18 protein-coding genes and 1 pseudogene are annotated in these 18,834 nt (G+C 72.4%); 9 read left to right on the top strand and 10 right to left on the bottom strand.

Translation table 11 applies throughout. The annotated features are described in order from the left end of the window. Positions 1 to 387: 387 nt before the first annotated feature. Positions 388 to 609: a hypothetical protein gene (locus AC3IF1_RS19155; protein WP_243972484.1), complete on the top strand. Its 222-nt coding sequence runs from the start codon at positions 388 to 390 to the stop codon at positions 607 to 609. 117 nt (positions 610 to 726) lie between these two features. Here the strand turns inward: AC3IF1_RS19155 and AC3IF1_RS19150 are convergent, their stop codons facing one another. Beyond that, positions 727 to 981, bottom strand: coding sequence for a hypothetical protein (locus AC3IF1_RS19150; protein ID WP_243972482.1), 255 nt, complete (start codon positions 979 to 981; stop codon positions 727 to 729). Positions 982 to 1,266: 285 nt separating this feature from the next. Beyond that, entirely contained in the window at positions 1,267 to 1,521 is a 255-nt protein-coding gene (locus AC3IF1_RS19145; RefSeq protein ID WP_243972481.1) for a hypothetical protein, read from the bottom strand. 230 nt (positions 1,522 to 1,751) lie between these two features. Here AC3IF1_RS19145 and AC3IF1_RS19140 point away from each other — a divergent pair, with 230 nt between their 5' ends. After that, positions 1,752 to 2,789 (top strand): fumarylacetoacetate hydrolase family protein, encoded by a 1,038-nt coding sequence (locus AC3IF1_RS19140; protein ID WP_489218887.1) that lies wholly within the window; start codon positions 1,752 to 1,754, stop codon positions 2,787 to 2,789. A gap of 118 nt (positions 2,790 to 2,907) precedes the next feature. Here AC3IF1_RS19140 and AC3IF1_RS19135 read toward each other — a convergent pair whose 3' ends face one another. Then, positions 2,908 to 3,792 carry a LysR family transcriptional regulator gene (locus AC3IF1_RS19135; protein WP_489218886.1) on the bottom strand — a complete coding sequence of 295 codons (885 nt, stop codon included), beginning with the start codon at positions 3,790 to 3,792 and terminating at the stop codon, positions 2,908 to 2,910. A gap of 458 nt (positions 3,793 to 4,250) precedes the next feature. Between AC3IF1_RS19135 and AC3IF1_RS19130 the strand changes: the two are divergent. Continuing rightward, a pseudogene (locus AC3IF1_RS19130) lies at positions 4,251 to 5,351 on the top strand (HD domain-containing phosphohydrolase); the annotation flags it as partial. 494 nt (positions 5,352 to 5,845) lie between these two features. Continuing rightward, positions 5,846 to 6,955 (top strand): histone deacetylase family protein, encoded by a 1,110-nt coding sequence (locus AC3IF1_RS19125; RefSeq protein WP_489218885.1) that lies wholly within the window; start codon positions 5,846 to 5,848, stop codon positions 6,953 to 6,955. Here the strand turns inward: AC3IF1_RS19125 and AC3IF1_RS19120 are convergent. Both AC3IF1_RS19120 and AC3IF1_RS19115 read right to left on the bottom strand, forming a co-directional pair. After that, complete coding sequence (locus AC3IF1_RS19120; RefSeq protein ID WP_243972471.1) at positions 6,918 to 7,625, bottom strand: DUF1013 domain-containing protein; 708 nt, start codon at positions 7,623 to 7,625, stop codon at positions 6,918 to 6,920. The two genes, AC3IF1_RS19125 and AC3IF1_RS19120, sit on opposite strands and share 38 nt — an antisense overlap. 466 nt (positions 7,626 to 8,091) lie before the next feature. Further along, positions 8,092 to 8,766: a TetR/AcrR family transcriptional regulator gene (locus AC3IF1_RS19115; RefSeq protein WP_489218884.1), complete on the bottom strand. Its 675-nt coding sequence runs from the start codon at positions 8,764 to 8,766 to the stop codon at positions 8,092 to 8,094. Positions 8,767 to 8,843: 77 nt separating this feature from the next. On the opposite strand from AC3IF1_RS19115, the gene AC3IF1_RS19110 reads away from it, so the two are divergent. Together AC3IF1_RS19110 and AC3IF1_RS19105 are read left to right on the top strand one after the other, a co-directional pair. Beyond that, positions 8,844 to 10,055 carry an HlyD family secretion protein gene (locus tag AC3IF1_RS19110; RefSeq protein ID WP_489218883.1) on the top strand — a complete coding sequence of 404 codons (1,212 nt, stop codon included), beginning with the start codon at positions 8,844 to 8,846 and terminating at the stop codon, positions 10,053 to 10,055. Continuing rightward, positions 10,052 to 11,626, top strand: coding sequence for a DHA2 family efflux MFS transporter permease subunit (locus tag AC3IF1_RS19105; RefSeq protein WP_489218882.1), 1,575 nt, complete (start codon positions 10,052 to 10,054; stop codon positions 11,624 to 11,626). The genes AC3IF1_RS19110 and AC3IF1_RS19105 overlap by 4 nt, the downstream gene beginning before the upstream one ends. A 22-nt stretch (positions 11,627 to 11,648) precedes the next feature. Here the strand turns inward: AC3IF1_RS19105 and AC3IF1_RS19100 are convergent, their stop codons facing one another. The 4 genes from AC3IF1_RS19100 to AC3IF1_RS19085 all read right to left on the bottom strand — a co-directional run bounded on the left by AC3IF1_RS19100 (position 11,649) and on the right by AC3IF1_RS19085 (position 15,180). Next, positions 11,649 to 12,692 (bottom strand): ABC transporter substrate-binding protein, encoded by a 1,044-nt coding sequence (locus tag AC3IF1_RS19100; protein WP_243970966.1) that lies wholly within the window; start codon positions 12,690 to 12,692, stop codon positions 11,649 to 11,651. Between the two features lie 177 nt (positions 12,693 to 12,869). Beyond that, positions 12,870 to 13,667, bottom strand: a complete 798-nt coding sequence (locus tag AC3IF1_RS19095; RefSeq protein ID WP_409564853.1) for a hypothetical protein — start codon at positions 13,665 to 13,667, stop codon at positions 12,870 to 12,872. A gap of 175 nt (positions 13,668 to 13,842) precedes the next feature. Next, positions 13,843 to 14,787 (bottom strand): ribose-phosphate pyrophosphokinase, encoded by a 945-nt coding sequence (locus AC3IF1_RS19090; protein ID WP_243970965.1) that lies wholly within the window; start codon positions 14,785 to 14,787, stop codon positions 13,843 to 13,845. 156 nt (positions 14,788 to 14,943) lie between these two features. Continuing rightward, complete coding sequence (locus AC3IF1_RS19085; RefSeq protein ID WP_243970963.1) at positions 14,944 to 15,180, bottom strand: DUF4170 domain-containing protein; 237 nt, start codon at positions 15,178 to 15,180, stop codon at positions 14,944 to 14,946. A 145-nt stretch (positions 15,181 to 15,325) separates the two neighbouring features. Here AC3IF1_RS19085 and AC3IF1_RS19080 point away from each other — a divergent pair, with 145 nt between their 5' ends. Further along, positions 15,326 to 15,703 carry a hypothetical protein gene (locus AC3IF1_RS19080; protein ID WP_489218881.1) on the top strand — a complete coding sequence of 126 codons (378 nt, stop codon included), beginning with the start codon at positions 15,326 to 15,328 and terminating at the stop codon, positions 15,701 to 15,703. A gap of 5 nt (positions 15,704 to 15,708) precedes the next feature. On the opposite strand, the gene AC3IF1_RS19075 is transcribed toward AC3IF1_RS19080, so the two are convergent. Further along, the gene (locus AC3IF1_RS19075; RefSeq protein WP_489218880.1) at positions 15,709 to 15,954 is read right to left on the bottom strand and encodes a hypothetical protein; all 246 of its coding nucleotides are present in this window, start codon (positions 15,952 to 15,954) and stop codon (positions 15,709 to 15,711) included. 421 nt (positions 15,955 to 16,375) lie between these two features. Here AC3IF1_RS19075 and AC3IF1_RS19070 point away from each other — a divergent pair, with 421 nt between their 5' ends. Together AC3IF1_RS19070 and AC3IF1_RS19065 are read left to right on the top strand one after the other, a co-directional pair. Then, positions 16,376 to 17,455: a molybdopterin-dependent oxidoreductase gene (locus AC3IF1_RS19070; protein ID WP_489218879.1), complete on the top strand. Its 1,080-nt coding sequence runs from the start codon at positions 16,376 to 16,378 to the stop codon at positions 17,453 to 17,455. A gap of 105 nt (positions 17,456 to 17,560) precedes the next feature. Beyond that, positions 17,561 to 18,754, top strand: coding sequence for an FAD-dependent monooxygenase (locus tag AC3IF1_RS19065; RefSeq protein WP_489218878.1), 1,194 nt, complete (start codon positions 17,561 to 17,563; stop codon positions 18,752 to 18,754). Positions 18,755 to 18,834 lie beyond the last annotated feature (80 nt).

The raw sequence follows: 18,834 nt of genomic DNA, 5'->3' as shown, positions 1-18,834 counted from the left end.
CCACCGTCGCGGCCGGCATCCCGTGGAACGCCAAGGGCGGCGGGCGCGGCGGGTGGCTGAAGCCGGCGGTGATCGACCCGGCCTCCCCGGCGGCGACCCGGGGTTCGGCGCAGGACACACGAAGGCAGGCTCCAGGACGCTGGATCGAATTCAATTGTCGTGACGGCTATTCAATAGATTCCGACCGCACCGAGCCGACATCGGCCACGAAAACTGTGGGCCGGCGCCTCAAAGGCCAAGGTTAAAACACAATTCGGGCCTGCCATGGCGCCCTGCCACGGGAGCGCCCATGACGATCCTCGATCCGACGACCGGCGAGCTGGTCACCATCCCCATACCGCGGCCCCGTCCCCGGCCCGATCCCCGCTGACGGGGGAGCCCGGCCCCATGGCGCATCCGATCGATCCAGGGATTGGCCGCCGGACGGCGCGCGCCGAAGGCGGCCGGATCCGGGGCCGGATCCGCACGGTGCCGCCGGGCTTGCTGCTGGTCGGCACGGTCCCGGGGACGAGCGGCACGCCGAGCGCCGCCGACCTGATCGCCCTGGCCCGGGCGGCGCGCCGGGACGAAGCAGACCGGAACGCCCGAGAGCGTCCGGAGCAGGGTTGAGGCGGTCCGGCTCCGGCGGCGCGCTGAACCGACACGGACGAGATCGCGCCGCGCGTCACGGGATCCGGGTCAGGATCCGCGGTGTCGCCGGGACTGGGGAAGGGGCCGGCGCGCCGCTCAGCAGCCGGAGCAGATCGGCTTGGCGGCGCGGCGGCCATCCTGCTCCAGGCGGTCCATCACCACCTCCCGGTTGTAGGTCGGCGCGGCGGCCTTGGCGGCCGGACGGTCCGCGGCGAGCGCCCCCGTCTCCGCAACGCTCGCGTGCACGAGCGCCCGGTCCATGAAGAGCGGCCTGGTCAGCTCCGCGGGGCGCATGACCGTCCAGGACAGCCGCGCCCGCGCCGAGGCCTCCAGGACATCCGTGGGGTTCACACCCTGTCCTCCACCCGTCGCGACACCGCGTCCCAGACCCGCACCCGGGATGCGGATGGCCGGCAAAGCCGCCTCCGGAACCGCCGTCACGGCGAGACTTGTCGCAGCGAGACTCGTCGCGGCGGGGCTCGTCACGGTCCGCGCGAGCTCGTGGGCCGGCGCGACCGGCGGAAGGGAACTGTACGCGGTGGGCACGCTCGGCAAACGCGAACAGGCACTTGCCAGGAGCACGATGAGTCCTAGAACCGCGATCCGCGACACCATATTGCCACCCGAAAGCAATACTCAGCCCTTCTGGCCAAGCTTGATCCCGGTGATATACGAGCCAGTAGGCAGTGTCCAATGACGGCCAAGGCTGATCCCCCCCGACGGGATCCGTGCCGGGCTGTGGCTTTCGCGCCGGGGCGCGGACCCGACCAGGGCGGCCGCGCTCTGCAGGGCGGCCAGCCCCGTCATCGGCCCGGTCACCCCCGCGCTGCCGGGGGTCTGGAACAGGGTCACGACCCGGAACGGCGTCACGATGGATGCAACGCCCGCCATGGCCCGGGTCCGCGCCGCCGGGCTTCCGGAGACCCGCTTCATGATACGGGCCGGGCTCGCCCGAGTCTCGCACCCTGGCCGGCGCCCGGGCGCGTCGTGGCGGCGGCCACGGCGTTCCCTCGGCAGCCCGCCGTGACGGGACGGGCCCCGATTCAACGCGGCGGTGCCGCGGGACATGCGCCAGATACGCAGCGCCGCGCATGCCGACGCGGCGTTAACGGAGGACGATGATGAGCACACGACGCGACTTCCTGCACCTCTCGGCGGCCGCGACGGCGGCCGGCGTCCTGGCGGCGCCTGCCGCCGCGCAGGCGCCCGACGCCGGCCCGGGACGACCGATCCCGCCCGCGGGCGGGAGCCAGGGGGCGCTGCGCCTCGCCACGTTCGTCCCCGAGGCGGGCGGCACGCCCCGGCTCGGCGCCGTGCGACCGGACGGCCGCATCGTCGATCTGTCCCGCGTCCCGGATCTCGGCTTCGACGCCGCGCGGATGGTCGCGCTCATCGAGGCCGGTCCGGCGGCGCTGGAGCGCGTCCGCCGGGTAGCCGCGTCAGGCGACGGCCCGTCGGTCGAGACCGTGCGGCTCCTCGCCCCGATCCCGGCGCCGACGCGCAACATCTACGCGGTCGGCTGGAACTACCTGGAGCACTTCGCCGAGGGTCAGGCGGTCCGCGGCACCCATGCCGAATACCCGGCCCATCCGGTGTTCTTCACCAAGGGCGTCAACACGGTGAACGGGCCCTACGACCCGATTCCCTACGATCCGACCGTCTCGACCGCCATCGACTGGGAGGTGGAGCTCGCCGTGGTCATCGGCACGGGCGGGCGCAACATCGCGGAATCCGACGCGATGGGCCACGTCTTCGGCTACAGCGTCATCAACGACACCACCGCCCGCGACATGCAGATCAAGCTCCACGGCGGCCAGTGGTTCAAGGGCAAGAGCCTCGACGGCCACGGGCCGATCGGCCCGTGGATCGTCCCCGCGGCGGATCTCGACCCCGCCGACCTCCGGCTCCAGACCCGGGTCAACGGGGTGATCAAGCAGGATGCCTCGACCCAGCAGATGTACTTCAAGGTCGCCCGGATCATCGCCGAGCTCTCGCGCGGCCTCACCCTGGTCCCGGGCGACATCATCGCCACCGGCACGCCGCCCGGCATCGGCAACGCCCGCAAGCCGCCGGAATTCCTCAAGCCCGGCGACGTGATGGAGACCGAGGTCGCGGGCATCGGCACCCTGCGCAACGTGATCCAGGCGGTGCCGAGCTAGGGCCGCCCCCGGATTCCAAAGGGCTCGGCCCTTTGGCGGGGCTCGGGGGCGGAGCCCCTGAAGGACCAGGGCTCTGACCCGGACCCGCAGCAGGGCTCGCCCATATGAAACCGGATTCTCAGCCGCGCAGCTGCGCCACGAAGGCGCGGATGAACGGCGGCAGCCCGTCGAGATCGCGCAGGCACAGGGTCAGGTCGCGTCGCGCCCAGGGGTCGGCCAGCGGCACCACCGCGAGGGCGAGGCCCTGCGCGGCGCGGGCGGCCGCGCTCTCGGGCAGGATGGCCAGGCCGACCCGGGCCTCCACGAGGCGGCAGACGGCGTCGAAGTCGCGCAGCTGCACCCGCAGGCGCATCGGGCGTCCCTCCCGGGCGGCCTGGGCGACCAGGAACCGGCTGATGGCGCTGCGCCGGTCGAGGCCGACGAGGTCGTGACCGAGCACCTCGGCGAAGGGGATCGCCCCGCGCCCCGCCACGGGATGGTCCCGGGCGGCGACCAGCACGAACCGGTCCTCCCGGAACGGGAAGGTCCGGAGCGAGCCGGTATCCACCGTGCCGGACAGGATGCCGAGATCGGCCACCCCCTCGGCCACCAGCCCGACGATCTCCTCGGAGGTGCGCTCGTCGACCTCGACGCCGATCCCGGGGTGATCGGCCAGGAAGGCCGAGAGCGCGTCCGGCAGGAATTCGGTCAGCGCGTTGGTATTGGCCAGCACCCGGATCTGGCCGAAGGCCCCGCCCGAGAAGGCCGACATCTCCTCGCGCAGGCGCTCCACCCCGGCCAGGACCTCCCGGGCGTGGACGAGGAGCGCGCGCCCGGCCGGGGTCGGGCTCACGCCCTGGCGCCCCCGGGTGAGGAGGGCGGCCCCGAGGGAGTCCTCCATCAGCCGGATCCGCGTGGAGGCCGCCGCCAGGGCGAGGTTCGCCCGCGCCGCCCCATGGGTGATCGAGCCGGCCTCGACCACGTGCCGGAACAGGCCGAGATCGATGAGATCGAACCGCATCATCGTCCCGGCGCCCTCCGTCCACCCGCCGCGTCGCGCCGTCCGACGACGGTAGCGTCGGCCCGGCCGCGTGTCAGCGCGCCCGGGCCGACGCGGCACCTGGGGCGCCCGAAGACGGGGCGGCCCGGCCCGGAGCAATTCTGTTGATGGCTATGCACCCAAATCAGTACAGTAGATCCAGCTATCAGCTGCTCGTAACATCGATAAGTCTGATACAAACACGTCAAAAACTACCCTTCCGGGCCAAAGATAGATATTTCTATGCAACAATCAAAGCTTATATTTCTTGAGATCGAAAGCATTATTCACTGGTCATTAACTCAGACAGTCCAATGATCTCCGACACGGTCTGGATCATCTGAGTCGATGGCAAAACGATCCCTGGCGCCTGTCACCGAAGCGAACGCGGCCCACCGGTCCGGGCGTCCGCGGGCGCCCGCCACACGCTCCGAGAGCCCGTGATGGACGCGCTTCTGGTTGACGACAGCGCGACCATGCGCCTGCGGCTGCGCCGGCTGCTGGAGGCCAAGCCCGATGTGAACGTGACCGACTACGCCGATCCGGCGACGGCCCTCGTCGAGGCCCAGATGAAGGCCTTCGACCTCGTCCTGGTGGATTGCCACTCGCCCGCCATGGACGGGATCGCCTTCATCCGGTGCATGCGGACGATCCCGCACTACGCGCAGGTGCCCATGGTGATGATCACCAACGACATCTCCGAAGCGGTGCGGCTCGCCGCCCTGGAGGCGGGGGCGTCCGATTTCCTCGACACGTCCATGCAGGGCGTCGAGATGACCGTGCGGCTGCGCAACGTGATCCGCCTCGCCAAGGCCGTGCGGCGGCTGGCCGAACAGGCGGCCTGGCTCGACGGCGAGGTCGAGGCGGCCCTGCGCCACATGCGCGAGCGCGAGGAGGAGATCATCTTCCGCCTGGCCCTGGCGGTCGAGTACCGCGACAACGACACCGGGGACCACACGTGGCGGGTCGCCCGCTACAGCCAGATCGTGGCTGAGGGGCTCGGGCTCGCCCCAGATTTCTGCCGCAGCCTCTATCTCGCGGCGCCGCTGCACGATGTCGGCAAGGTGGGCATTCCGGACGGCATCCTGCTGAAGCCCGGCCGGCTCGACCCGGACGAGTTCGCCCTGATCAAGACGCATGCGACCATCGGCAAGCGCATCCTGGGGGGGAGCGCGTCCGAGCTGATCCGGCTGGCCGCCGAGATCGCCGAGGCGCATCACGAGAAATGGGACGGCAGCGGCTATCCGAGCGGCCTCGCGGGCACGGCGATTCCCCTGGCGGCCCGGATCGTCGCGGTGGCGGACGTGTTCGACGCCCTGACGACGCAGCGGCCCTACAAGGCGGCGATGTCCTTCGAGGCGGCCCTGGCCTGCATCCGCGCCGAGAGCGGGCGCCATTTCGACCCGGCCTGCGTCGCGGCCTTCTGCGCGCGCTGGCCGGACATCGGCGTCGCCGGCGGGCAGGGACAGGCCGAGATCCGGCCGAGTGCCGGACCGGTCACCGAGCCCTGGGCGCGGGTGCCGACCCTGTTCCGCGAGATCGCCGCCGCGGCGCCCGAGCCCGCGGGCTGGCTCGTCCGCAACCCGCACACCCTCGTCGCCCGGGAGGACGGCCCGGTGAAGCCGCCGCCGGTTCCGCCGTTGCGCCGGGACCCCGACGGATCACGGACGGAGCCTCGGCATGACCGCGCGATGGATGACGGTGCCGGCGATCGCGCGGGAGCGTCACAGCTCCCTGGACGCAGCGCAACGCCTGGTGGACGCGACGGGCTGCCCAAAGGTCGTCCGCACGGACGGCGCGGTCGACCTCATCTGACCGCCGCACGGCCTGAGGACGGCCGGCCCGGACGGACGGCCTGACGCGGCGTTCGATCGCCCCCGATCCCCTCTCGCCGGACCGGATTCCGCGTCGGCGCGGGGCGGTCGGGAGCATCATCCCGAAAGGCGGCCTCCGGCTTCCGGAAGAAGAGGATGCGAAATCAAGGACCTACAGCATCGTCGTGGTTCCGATGTCCGGGACGATGCGCTAGCCTCGCGGGATGCGCGTCCTCCACAGCCCCGACTCGGCCCGGCACGATCCCGCGCTCTACATGCGGCGCGGCACGCCGATCCCGCATCCCGAGCAGGCCGCGCGCTACGCGATCCTGCGCGACGCGGCGCTGCAGGGCGGCCACGTCCTGGCGGAGCCAGGCGACCATGGCCTCGGCCCGATTCACGCGGTCCACGATCCCGACTACGTCGCGTTCCTGGCCGAGGCCTGGACGCGCCGGGCGGAGATGCCGGGCATCGCCGACGAGATCCTCACCGGCGCCTTCGCCCGGCCGCAGATGCACCGGAAGCCCGCCGGCCTACTCGGGCTCGCCGGCCTCTACATGGCCGACACCTCGACGCCGATCCGCGCCGGGACATGGCCCGCGGTCTACGGCGCGGCGCAATGCGCCGTCGCGGCCGCCGATGCCGCCCTGGCCCTGGGCCAGGCCTACGCCCTGTGCCGGCCGCCCGGCCACCACGCCTACGCGGAGTCCGCCGGCGGCTTCTGCTTCCTGAACAACAGCGCGATCGCGGCCGCCCGGATGCGCGCCGCCACCGGCGGTCCGGTGGCGATCCTCGACATCGACGTGCATCACGGCAACGGCACGCAGGGGATCTTCTACACGCGCGCCGACATCCTCACGGTCTCGGTGCATGCCGATCCGGCGAACTATTTCCCGTTCTACGCGGGCTATGCCGACGAGACCGGCGCGGGGGCGGGGGCGGGCTTCAACCGCAACCTGCCGCTGCCCGAGGGTTCGGGCGACGGGCCCTGGCTCGCCGCCGTGGAGGCGGGGCTCGCGGCCATCGCCGCGCGGGGCGCGCGTGGGCTCGTGGTGGCGCTCGGCCTCGACGCCGCCGGGGACGACCCGATCGGCGCCCTGAGCGTCACCCGGGCGGGTTTCGCCGGCGCGGCGGCGCGGATCGCCCGGGCCGGGCTGCCCACGGCCCTCGTGCAGGAGGGCGGCTATCTCTGCGCCGCCCTGCCCGAGAACCTCACGGCGTTCCTGGCGGCCTTCGACGCGGCCCGGACCTTGAACCCCGCGCCGTCTCCGTGCCGCGGCCCCGCGGACGGCCGGGCTACGCCTCGTCGTCCTCGTCCTGGTGCCGGCCCTTGAGCTTGGCGAAGACCGAATCGGCATCGAGCCGCTCCTCGCGACCGCCATGCTCCTCCGCCTCCTCGGGCTCGGACTCCCGGGCCGTGGAGATTTCCGTGGGCAGGAGCGAGGCCCCGGATTCGGCCGCCACCGCGGCCGGGCGGTCGGCCGCAGCGCGCTGGACCTCGAAGTCGAGGTTGATCTGGGTGGCGAGCCCCAGCGTCACCGGGTCCATCGGCTGGAGCGAGCCCGAATTCCAGTGGGTGCGCTCGCGGATCTGCTGGATCGTCGACTTGGTGGTGCCGACCAGGCGGATGATCTGCGCATCCTTCAACTCGGGGTGGTTGCGCAGCAGCCAGAGGATGGCGTTCGGCCGGTCCTGGCGGCGGGAGAGGGGAGTGTAGCGCGGCCCCTTGGTGGTGCGCTTCACCTCCGGCAGCTTCACCTTCGAGACGGCGGGCTTGAGCTTGTAGTGCGGCGCCTTCTGGGCCTTCTCGATCTCGTCGCGGGTGAGCTGGCCGGTGGAGACCGGATCGAGCCCCTTGATGCCGGCCGCGACCTCGCCGTCGGCGATGCCCTTCACCTCCAGCGGGTGCAGCTTGCAGAAATCGGCGATCTGCTCGAAGGCGAGCGAAGTGTTCTCGACCAGCCAGACGGCGGTCGCCTTGGGCATCAGCGGACCCTGGGACATGTCTTCTCGTGCTCCGGCCTGGCGGGACGGGGGCCGGGCATCGGGCCGCGGGCTCCGGATGGTCGATCCGGATGTCCCGTCTCACGCTGTTGAATGGGGATGAGGCACTATAGGCCGGGGCCGGGAGGGGCGCAATCGCGGGTTCGAGGGTTCGGCGGCCACGGATCGATTAACCGGCGTCCGGAGGCCGGCTACAAACGGGCCGTGAGCCTGACCGACTCACCCGCGAAGGCCGCACGCGGCCGGTTGCGGCCGGGAGTGCAGAGGATGGTCATCTCTCTGGCAGTCTCAAGAACGGGAAATGGCGAGTGGAGCATTCACCTCCGACTCGCCATCCACCCGATCTTCTTGAGTTGGCTATACCCTAACGGGTAATTGCCAGGGGCCAGCGGTAGCCGCCGCCGGTCCCACTCCCGAACATAGCGCGGCCCGGGCCACCCAACAACATTCCGGCGCCGGCCGCCGGTCAGCGCGGGCGCACCCCGTCGAGGAACAGCCGCACCGCCGCCCGCCGCCGCCGCTCCTGCGTCTCCGGGTCGGTGGCGATGCCGTAGAGGGACGCCTGGGACGACCGGCCGAGGACGAGGCTGAGGAACAGGTCGGCGGCGATCTCAGGGTCCGCCACCGCGATCCGCCCGCGCCGGGCGAGGGCGTCGAGGAGCTGCGCCACCGCGCGCACGCCGCGCAGCCAGCCCTCCTCGTGGGCGAGGCGGGCAAGCTCGGGGAACTGCAGGGCCTGGGCCACGAGGTTGCGCTTGAGCATCGCCGCCCCCGGCGACTGCCCGTGGGCCAGCAGGGTGCGGCTCAGATCGTGCAGGGTCGCCTCGACATCGTCGGTCCCGGCCTGGGCCGCCTGCGCCTCGGCGGCCGCCGCCAGGGGCGCCAGCCAGGCGGCGATCCGCTCGCGCAGCACCGCCTCGAACAGGGCCCGCTTGTCGCGGTAGCGGGCGTAGACGGTCGGCTTGCTCATCCCGGCGGCCTCGGCCACCGCGTCGATGGAGGTGGCGTCGAAGCCCCGCTCCAGGAACAGAGCCGTCGCCACGGCGATCAGGTGCGCCTCGCGCCGGGTCGCCTCCGCGCGGGTCGGCCGGCCGCCCCGCCGCGGCCCGGCCTCCGCCCCCTCGATCTCCGTGACCGTCACCCGCGATCCTCCTTGCCTGACAGCGTCGTTCGGATTATCAAAACGATACCGTACCGTTTTAATTCTGGCCAGACCTGATGGACGCACGTCGCAGCGACAGCTTCAAGAGCGCCGACCCAGTTGCGGGCGGCACGGCGCCCGTCGCGGGCGGCGCGGCGCCTGTCCCGACCCCCGCGGTGAAGCCGCGGCGCGGCCGGGCGCGGGTCGTCCTGCCCCTGGTCGGGCTGCTCGCCCTCGGCGGGGCGGGGAGCTACGGCTGGCACTGGTGGACCATCGGGCGCTTCCTCGAGACCACCGACGACGCCTATCTGCAGTCCGACAAGGTCACGGTGGCGCCACGCGTCGCCGGCATCGTCGCGGAGGTGATGGTCGGCGACAACCAGCCGGTGAAGGCCGGCGCCGTGATCGCCCGCCTCGACGACCGGTCCTACCGGGTCCAGCTCAAGCAGGCCGAGGCCGAGGTCGAGAAGGACAAGGCGCAGATCCTGGGCGTCGCCTCGGCCATCATCCAGCAGCGGGCGCAGGTCGCCTCGTCGCGGGCCGATCTCGCCAATGCCGAGGCCGCGCTGACCTTCTCGCAGCAGGAATACACCCGCTACCAGAACCTGCTGCAGACCGGCTCGGGCACGGTCCAGCGCCAGCAGCAGGCGGATGCCGACCTGCGCCAGCGCCACGCCGCCCGCGACAAGGCCGCCGCCTCCCTCGACGCGGCGGAGAAGCAGATCGACAGCCTGAAGGCGCTCGAAGCCAGCACCCGGGCGAGCCTCGCCGGAGCGCAGGCCAAGGTCGAGGGGGTGACGCTCGACCTGAGCTACACCACCGTCACCGCCCCGATCGACGGCGTCGCCGGCGACCGGGCGCTGCGGGTCGGCCAGGTCGTCTCGGCCGGCACCGGCCTCCTGACCCTCGTGCCGATGGGCCGGGACATCTACTGCGTGGCGAACTTCAAGGAGACCCAGACCGGCCACATGGTCGAGGGCCAGCGCGTGACGTTCACGGTGGATGCCTTCGGGGACCACGAATTCCAGGGCCGGATCGAGAGCTTCTCCCCGGGCACCGGCGCCCAGTTCGCCCTGCTGCCGCCGGAGAACGCCACCGGCAACTTCACCAAGGTGGTGCAGCGGGTGCCCGTGCGCATCGCCCTCGATCCCACGGACCCGCTGGTCGCCCGCCTGCGCCCCGGCCTGTCGGTGGAGGCCACGGTCCACACGGCCGATCCGGTCGAGCCGGCCCTGGGCCGGCCGAAGCCCGCCCCGGCGGCGCTGGTCAGCGAGGCCCTGCCCCGATGAGCGCCGTGCCGCCCGTGGCGGTTTCCGAGAAGGCGAGCCTCCGGGACTGGCTCGCCGTGTTCGGCGCGATCCTCGGCGCCTTCACGGCGATCCTCGACATCCAGATCACCAACGCCTCGCTCGCCGACATCCAGGGGGCGCTCGGCGCCTCCACCGAGGAGGGGAGCTGGATCTCCACCGCCTACCTGATGGCCGAGATCATCGTGATCCCGCTCACCGGCTGGCTGTCCTCGGTGATCGGCCTGCGCCGCTACCTCGCGGTGAACACGATGCTGTTCACCGCCTTCTCGCTGGCCTGCGCGCTCTCGACGTCCCTAAGCCAGATGATCCTGTTCCGGGCCGGCCAGGGCTTCACCGGGGGCGTGCTGATCCCCACCGCCATCGTGATCGTGCGCACCCGCCTGCCGAAGGGCCAGCAGGCGGTCGGCATCGCCCTGTTCGGCCTGACCGCGACCTTCGCGCCGGCGATCGGCCCGACGGTGGGCGGCTGGCTCACCGACAACCTGTCCTGGCACTACATCTTCTACCTGAACCTGATCTTCGGGCCGATCGCGGCGGCGATCCAGCTCGGCGCCTTCGAGAAGGCCCCGGCCCGCTGGGGCGAGTTGCTCAAGGGCGACTGGATCGGCATCGGCCTGATGGCGACCGGGCTGCCGGCCCTGACCTTCGTCCTGGAGGAGGGCCAGCGCAAGGACTGGTTCGGCTCCCCCGTCATCGTCGAGGCGAGCGGGCTGGCGGCGGCCGGCATCGCCGGGTTCATCGTCCGCGAATTGACGGCGGCGCGGCCCTTTATCAACCTGCGGGTGCTGGCCAGCCGCTCGGTCGGGGGCGCCTGCGTGCTGATGACCGTGCTCGGGGCGGTGTCCTACGGGTCGATCTACATCATCCCGGTCTACTGCGCGCAGATCCAGGGCTACAACGCCGAGCAGATCGGCACCGTGGTGATGTGGTCGGGCCTGCCGCAGCTGGTCCTGTTCCCGATGATGCCCCTGCTCATGCGCGCCGTGGACGCGCGGCTCCTCGTGGTCACCGGCACGCTGTTCTTCATCGCGAGCTGCTGGATCAATGTCGGCCTGACCCACGATGTCGGCGCCGACCAGCTGATCCTGCCGCAGGTGATGCGGGCCATCGGCCAGCCGCTGTTCACGATTCCGCTCTCGCAGCTCTCCACCGTGGGCCTGAGCCCGCGCGACACCGCCGACGCCTCGGCGTTGTCCAACATGATGCGCAACCTCGGCGGCTCGATCGGGATCGCCCTCCTGTCGACCATGATCGACCGGCGCGAGCATTTCCACTTCTCGGTGCTGGCGGAGGCGATCACCGTCAACGCGACCCGGACCCAGGACCGGCTCGCGGCGCTCGCCGCCGGGATGCACGCCCGGATCGCCGACCCGCTGGCCGCCAAGGGCGTCGCCCTGGGTCAGCTCGCCGCCCAGGTCCGCCGCGAGGCCTATGTCATGGCCTATGCGGACGGGTTCTGGCTGGTGGGGGTGAGCCTCGTGGCGAGCCTCGCGGTGGTGGCGATCCTCAAGAGGCCCCAGCGCGCCGCCGGGCCCGTCGAGGCGCACTGACGGGCGGATGCGGCGCCGGGGGCTACTTCCCCGGCAGCCCGTGGACGATCGGGAAGAACGTGTCCTTCCAGTCCTTGGGCTCGGCCTTGATGGTCTTCATCGCGTAGAAGTGCCGGGCCTGGAGCATGATGCCGTAGGGGGTGGTCGAGAAGTTGGTCCCGGGCTCCTTCATGATCGCCACCAGGGTCTCGGGCGGCGTCTTCTCGTTGGTGGCCGCCACGTAGTCCTTGGCCGCCTGGAGCGGGTCCCTGGCGATCTCGGCATTGGCCTCGTCGATGGCGGCCACGATCGCGGCGGCGAGCTTCGGATTGCGGGTGTACCAGCCGGTCCGGGCGTAGAAGATCGCGTTGCTCACCGGCTCGCCGACCAGCTCGTAGGAGTTCAGCACCACGTGGATCGCCGGATCCTGCAATTCGCGCTGCTGGAACGGCGGCAGGGAGAAGTGGCTGTTGACCTCGTTGCGGGGGCTGGCCAGCGCCGCCACCGCGTCGGGATGGCCGAGCTGGACGGTGAGCGGGTCGAGCTTGGTTGCGTTCTCGGGCCCGAAGGCCTTCGTGGCGGCGATCTGGAGCAGCACCGCCTGCGACGAGACCTTCACGGAGGGCAGGGCGATCTTGTCCTTGCCGGAGAAATCCTTGACCGTCTTCACGTCCGGATCGCGGGTGAGCAGCAGCATCGGCGTCGAGCCGACGCCGCACAGGCCCTTCACGTCGCCCCGGGTCCGGTCGTTCAGGAGCAGCATGTTGGTGGAGCCGCTGTCGACGATGTCGATGTTGCCCGAGAGCAAGGCGTCGTTGCCGGCGGCGCCGCTCGTCAGGTTGACCCAGTCCACCGTCACGTCCCCGAGGCCGGCCGCCCTGGCGTGCTTCTCGATGAGCTTGTGCTGCTCGGCGAGCACGGCGGGAAGGTAGACGAAGCCCGGCTGCCGGCTGATCCGGACCCTGGCATCCTCGGCCCGGGCGGGGGCGACGAGCGCCAGCCCGGCCAGCAGGAGGGCGGCCGGCCCCACCCCGAGGAGGCGGCGGCGACCCAGCCGAAACGAGCCCGTCCGCGACGCGCGCACCATATCGATCCTCCCTGCGGCCCGGCCGGTTCGTATCGGGCGCCGGGCTTCGTTGGCGGCGAGTGGACAGCCTCGCGCCGGTGCGCGCAAGGCCCCGCCGCCGCGCTCCGCTGACGGCCACGCCCGGGCGCCTCCTCTTTTTCCCGGACGGCGGTCCGCGCGGCCGGCACGGCGGCCCGATCAGCCGCGCTCCGCCGGGGACGCCGCCAGGAACCCGGCCACGGCCTTCGAGAATTCCGGCGTCCGCAGGTAGCCGTAGGATTTGTGCCGGTTCTCGGTCCCGTCCGGCCCCCGGTAGGCGTTGATCACCGGCACGTCCCGGACCCGCACGCCGGCGGCGTTCGGCGCGCAGATCGCCCCGAGATCGTCGCCCACCGTGGCGATGTCCTGGCGGTCCATCAGGTTGGTCCAGGCGGTCAGCGCGGCCGGGACGCGCAGGGCGCCGTGCTCGTCGGCGAGCTTCAGCTTCAGCTCGGCCAGCCCCAGGGGCGAGCCGAGGGTGACCAGGGTGCAGCGGGGCAGGGGGGTCCCGTCGGCCTCGGCGGCGCGCAGCACGTCGTAGGCGATCAGGCCGCCCATCGAGTGCGCGGCGATCAGGACGTCCTCCCCCGCGGCCTCGGCCAGGGCGACGCGCAGGCGCTCCCGGGCGGAGGCCCGGAACGCCGCGTCCGCATAGTAGCCCCAGAGGTCGTCGAGGCGGTATTCCAGGATCAGGTCGTCCACCGGGGTCAGCCCGGTGGCCTCCTGCAGGTGCGAGAGGCCGCGGTAGATCCGGTCGGTGAGCGTCGGCGCGGCGCTGGCCGGATCCCCCGCCGGCGAGGGGAACGGGCCGAGGCCGTGATCGGGGCGGTAGGGCTCGCGGTTGCCCGCGCCGGTCAGCGGCTGCGGGTAGCGCAGGTCCGCCCAGTAGACGAAGCGGAAGGGCAGGCCGGCCTCGGGCACCTGCAGCCCGAGATTGCGGGCGAGCCCCTCGCGCATCGCGGCGTGCCACCACGCCGCCTTCTCGTCGCGCGGCGGCTTGTTGGCGAGCCCGTGGATGCCGATGATGCGCGCCCGACCCAGTGTCCGCTCCCAGACCGAAGAGAGTGCCGAACCGGCCAGATAGGGCCCTCCCGCCCGGACGGGACTGCGGCTCAGTTTCCGGGGGCCGCGCTCAGTCGAACAGGCTGGAGACGCTGGATTCCGTCGCGGTCCGGCCGATCGCCTCGCCGAGGAGCGGCGCGATGGTCGCCACCCGGATGTTGCGGGCGAGCTTGACGGCCTGGGTCGGCTGGATCGAATCGGTGATCACCAGCTCCTTCATCCGCGAGGCGGCGATGCGCGAGACCGCCCCCCCCGAGAGCACGCCGTGGGTGATGTAGGCCGAGACGTCCCTGGCGCCGGCGTTGAGCAGCGCCTCGGCGGCGTTGACCAGGGTGCCGCCCGAATCGACGATGTCGTCGACCAGGATGCAGGAGCGGCCCTCGACCTCGCCGATGATGTTCATCACCTCGGACTCGCCCGGGCGCTCCCGGCGCTTGTCGACGATGGCGAGCGGGCAGTCGATCCGCTTGGCGATGGCGCGTGCCCGCACGACGCCGCCGACGTCGGGGGAGACCACCATGCGGTCGGCGCTCGGCAGCCGCTCCTTGATGTCGCGCACCATCACGGGGGCGGAGAACAGGTTGTCGGTGGGGATGTCGAAGAAGCCCTGGATCTGGCCGGCATGGAGGTCGAGGGTCAGGACCCGGTCGGCCCCGGCCTCGGTGATCAGGTTGGCCACCAGCTTGGCCGAGATCGGGGTGCGGCCCGAGGTGCGCCGGTCCTGCCGCGCGTAGCCGAAATAGGGGATCACCGCCGTGATGCGCCGGGCCGAGGACCGGCGCGCGGCGTCGATCATGATCAGCAATTCCATCAGGTGGTCGTTGGCCGGGAACGAGGTCGACTGGACGATGAACACGTCCTCGCCGCGCACGTTCTCCTGCAGCTCGACGAAGATCTCCATGTCGGCGAAGCGCCGCACCATGCATTTGGCGAGCGGCAGCTCGAGATAGGCCGCGATCGCCTCGGCCAGGGGCCGGCTGGCATTCCCGGCGACGATCTTGATGGAGGATTTCATGGGCGGCCGCTCACTCGCGGCCGGGCTGCCCGCCGCGCTCCGATGACCGGTCCCGTGATGGGCCGGAACGATGCGATGACGGGCGAGGCTCTTAGCAGCGGGCCGGAAGTGTCACAATGCCTTCACGCAGTCCTTACGGATGTGCGCACAGGCCGCTCAGGCGACCGGGGGTTCCAGCAGCCGGTGCAGGTGGACCACGAAGTAGCGCGTCTGGGCGCTGTCGACGGTGGCCTGCGCCTTGGCGCGCCATGCGGCCTGCGCCGAGGCGTAGTCCGGAAAGATCCCGACGATGTCGAGGTTCGCGATGTCCCGGAAGCGGATGCCGTCGAGATCCTGCAACTCGCCGCCGAAGACCAAGTGCAGCTTCTGGTCGCTGTCGATCGCCGTCGCCATGGCCACTCCTCCACGCTCATCCGCGGCGCTCGCAAATGGCGGGCGTCCGGTCAAGCCTGAAACGCCGCATCCGAGCCCTGCCGCCGCCGCAGGCCTCCCCGGCGACGGCCGCGAAATCGCCGGGGCGTCATGCTAGGAGCGGCCCATGACACGCTTCCGTCTCCGCATGGCACTCGTCGCGCTCGCCCTGTCGGCGCTGCCGGCCTCGGGCGAGCCGGCGGGCCGGGCCCCGGGCCGGGCCGCCCCCGAGCGGCGGGCCGGGCCACCGGTGATCGGCTGCCCGTCGCTGGCCAATTACCGGATGCTGATGCGTGGCGGCGCGCAGGCGGCGGCCGTGCAGCTCGCCGATCCGAAGGCGGACCATCTCGGCTGCGCCGCACTGCCCCGCGCCGACATCACCGGCATCGCCGACCGGGTCGCCCTGGGCGGCCGGAGCTACGACTGCGCCGCGCTGCGGAGCACCACGGCCTGCCACTGGATCGAGGCCGGGGCGGCCGACCGTCCCGCCCCGGCCGGGCGGTGACGGCCTCAGCGCAGGTGGCCGCTGGCGCGCAGATCCCGCTCCACGGCCTCGTGGACGGCCAGGAGCGGGTTGTCGTTCGTGGCGACCGGCGGGCGGAGGGGCCGCATCGCCGCGGGCTTCGGGTCGCGGCCCGCCAGGGGGACGGAGCCGCCGGGTCGCCGGGCCGGCCAAAGAGCCACCAAGGGCGCCGCCGTGGCGCGCAGCGCCGCGCGGAGACCGGGCGGGAAGAGCGTGACGAGGGTGTCCAGCATGGCCGGCCTCAGGGAAGGCGGCCGGCGGACGGCGCGGGGCCTACGGGCCGGCGCGGGCCAGGAACCCCCGGCACGGGAGCGGCCCATCGGAGTAACCGGCCGGGAAAGTCACCGTTCTGAACCGTCACGATCGCCAATTTCACTGCAGCTAACCCTTCGGATAATGACGAACATGAAGTCATCGGTCCGGACTGTCGAGAGCGCGGCGCAGCCGATGTCCGGCACGCGCGGATCCGCGGCGCTCCGCCACCTCCGCCCGGATCTGTGTGGGCCAGGGATTCTAAGGGGTTTTAACGCGCATCCGATCCGGTGGCCCTCACCGGGATCCGCCGCGATCCACCGCTCGCATCCGGGCCGGCGCGGGTTGAGCGACTGCGCGCGTCGCGCGTTGGCGTCCTGTCCCCGCCGAACCGGAGCCCCGATGTCGAGCCTGTCCGAGCGCAAGGCGCGCCTGATCGTCCACGGCGACCAGCCCTACAATGCCGAACCGCCCCTCGGCCGGCTGCGGGACGCCTACCGGACCCCCGCCCGCGACTTCTACGTCCGCTCCCACGGCGACCTGCCGGAGATCGATCCGGACACGTGGCGCCTGATCGTCGATGGCGCAGTCGGCACCGCGCTGGACCTCACGCTGCACGGCCTGCGCACCCGCTTCCCCGCGGTCACGGTGACGGCCACGATGCAGTGCGCCGGCAATCGTCGCGCCGACATGCGGGCGGTTGCCCCCGTTTCGGGCGATCCGTGGGACGGGGGCGCCATCGGCACGGCCGACTGGACGGGCGTCCGCCTCGGCGACGTCCTGCGCGGGGCCGGGATCGGCACGGATGCGGGCCTCCACGTCGCCTTCGAGAGCCACGACACGGTGGAGGGGCACCCGTACGGGGTCTCGATCCCGCTCGCCAAGGCGATGGCCCCCGAAACCCTGCTGGCCTACGCCATGAACGGCGAAGCCCTGCTGCCCGAGCACGGTTTCCCGGTCCGGGTGGTGGTGCCGGGCTTCGCCGGCGTGCGCAGCCCCAAATGGCTCCGGCGCATCACGGTCCAGGCCCATCCCTCCGACAACCCGATCCAGGCCGGCGACTACAAGCTGTACCCGGCCGACGTGACGGCCGAGACCGCCGACCCGACCCGCGGGCACACCATCGAGGCGATGCCCCTCAACGCCGCGATCTGCGAGCCGGCGCGCGGCGCGGCCCTCCGGGCCGGACCGAACGCGGTGCGCGGCTACGCGGTGGCGGGCGACCGGGCCGTCATCCGCGTCGACGTCTCCGGCGATGGCGGGCGGCGCTGGGCGCAGGCCGCCCTGGAGCACGCCCCCGAGGCGCCGTTCGCCTGGACCTTCTGGACGGCCGAACTCGACCTGCCGCCCGGGGAGCACGAGCTCGCCGTCCGGGCCTGGGACTCGGCCGGCCAGACCCAGCCGGCGCGCCCCGACGACACCTGGAACCACAAGGGCTACCTCTGCACCTGCTGGCACCGGGTGCGGGTGACGGTCGCCTGAGGCGCGGAAACGCCGCCGCAGCGTCCGGGCGGCGCGAAGGACCGACACGCCCGATGGCAACCGGTTGCGCGGGGCCGTGTTGCCCCACCCGGAGGTCGCTTCCCCATGGCGCGTCGCATCCTGATCACCGGCGCCAGCATCGCCGGCAACACCGCCGCCTGGTGGCTGAGCCGCAGCGGCTTCGACGTCACGGTGGTCGAACGGGCCCCCGCCTTCCGGGACGGCGGCCAGAACATCGACGTCCGCGGCGTCGGCCGCGCGGTGCTGCGCGGGATGGGCCTGGAGCGGGCCGCGCTCGACAACGGCACCGGCGAGGAGGGCACGGCCTGGGTCGACGGACGGGGCCGGGCGGTGGCCCGGTTCGACGTCGCCGGGTTCGCGGGCGACGGCCCGACCGCCGAGATGGAGATCCTCCGCGGCGACCTGGCCTGCCTCCTCTACGATTCGGCCCGCGAACGGGCGCGCTTCCGCTTCGGCGACCGCGTGGCGCGCATCGACCAGGACGATGCGGCCGCTTCCGTCACCTTCGCGGGCGGCGGGGTCGAGCGCTACGATGCGGTGATCGTCGCCGAGGGCGTGGGTTCGGCGACCCGGGACCTCGTCTTTCCCGGGGAGAACGAACCGCGGTGGATGGGCCTGACCATCGCCTACTTCACCATCCCCCGGACGCCCGACGACGACCGGATGTGGCGCTGGTTCAACGCGACGGGCGGGCGCGGCATCGCGCTGCGGCCGGACCGGCACGGCACCACGCGGGCGATGCTGATGCTCCGACAGCCGCCCGGCGCGGAGCAGGGCTGGGACGCCGCCCGGCAGAAGGCCTACCTGCGGGCGCGTTTCGCCGATGCCGGGTGGCAGGCGGAGCGTGTCCTCGCCGGCCTGGAGGGGACGGACGACTTCTACGTCGACGTCCTGCGGCAGGTGCGGATGGCGCGGTGGTCGGCCGGCCGCGTCGTGCTGACCGGCGACGCGGCGTGGTGCGCGACGCCGCTGGCGGGGATCGGGACCACGCTGGCGCTCACCGGCGCCCGCGTGCTGGCGGGCGAGCTGGCGCGCACCGACGCGGTCGCCGACGCGGTCGCCGCCTACGCGCGCGTCATGCGCCCCTTCGTCGCGAAGGCGCAGGGCGTCCCCACGCTCGCGCCGAAGCTGATGAACCCCCGCACGCGGCTCGGCATTCGCCTGCTCCACGGGGTGCTGAAGGTCGCGAGCACGCCCGCCATCCGGCGCACGGGCGCGAAACTGTTCGGCGGCCCCTCCGGGGAGCCCGACCTCTCCGGCTACGGCGACCCGACCTGAGACCGCGCCCCGGCGCACGCAGCTCAGACCGAGGCCCGTCCGCGATCCCCGGCTTGGCCCGGGACAGGCGCTCGACCACG

It is taken from the genome of Methylobacterium sp. E-012 (assembly GCF_057836545.1).
The sequence above is the reverse complement of the archived record's forward strand: the minus strand, read 5'-3'. Positions and strand labels throughout refer to the sequence as shown.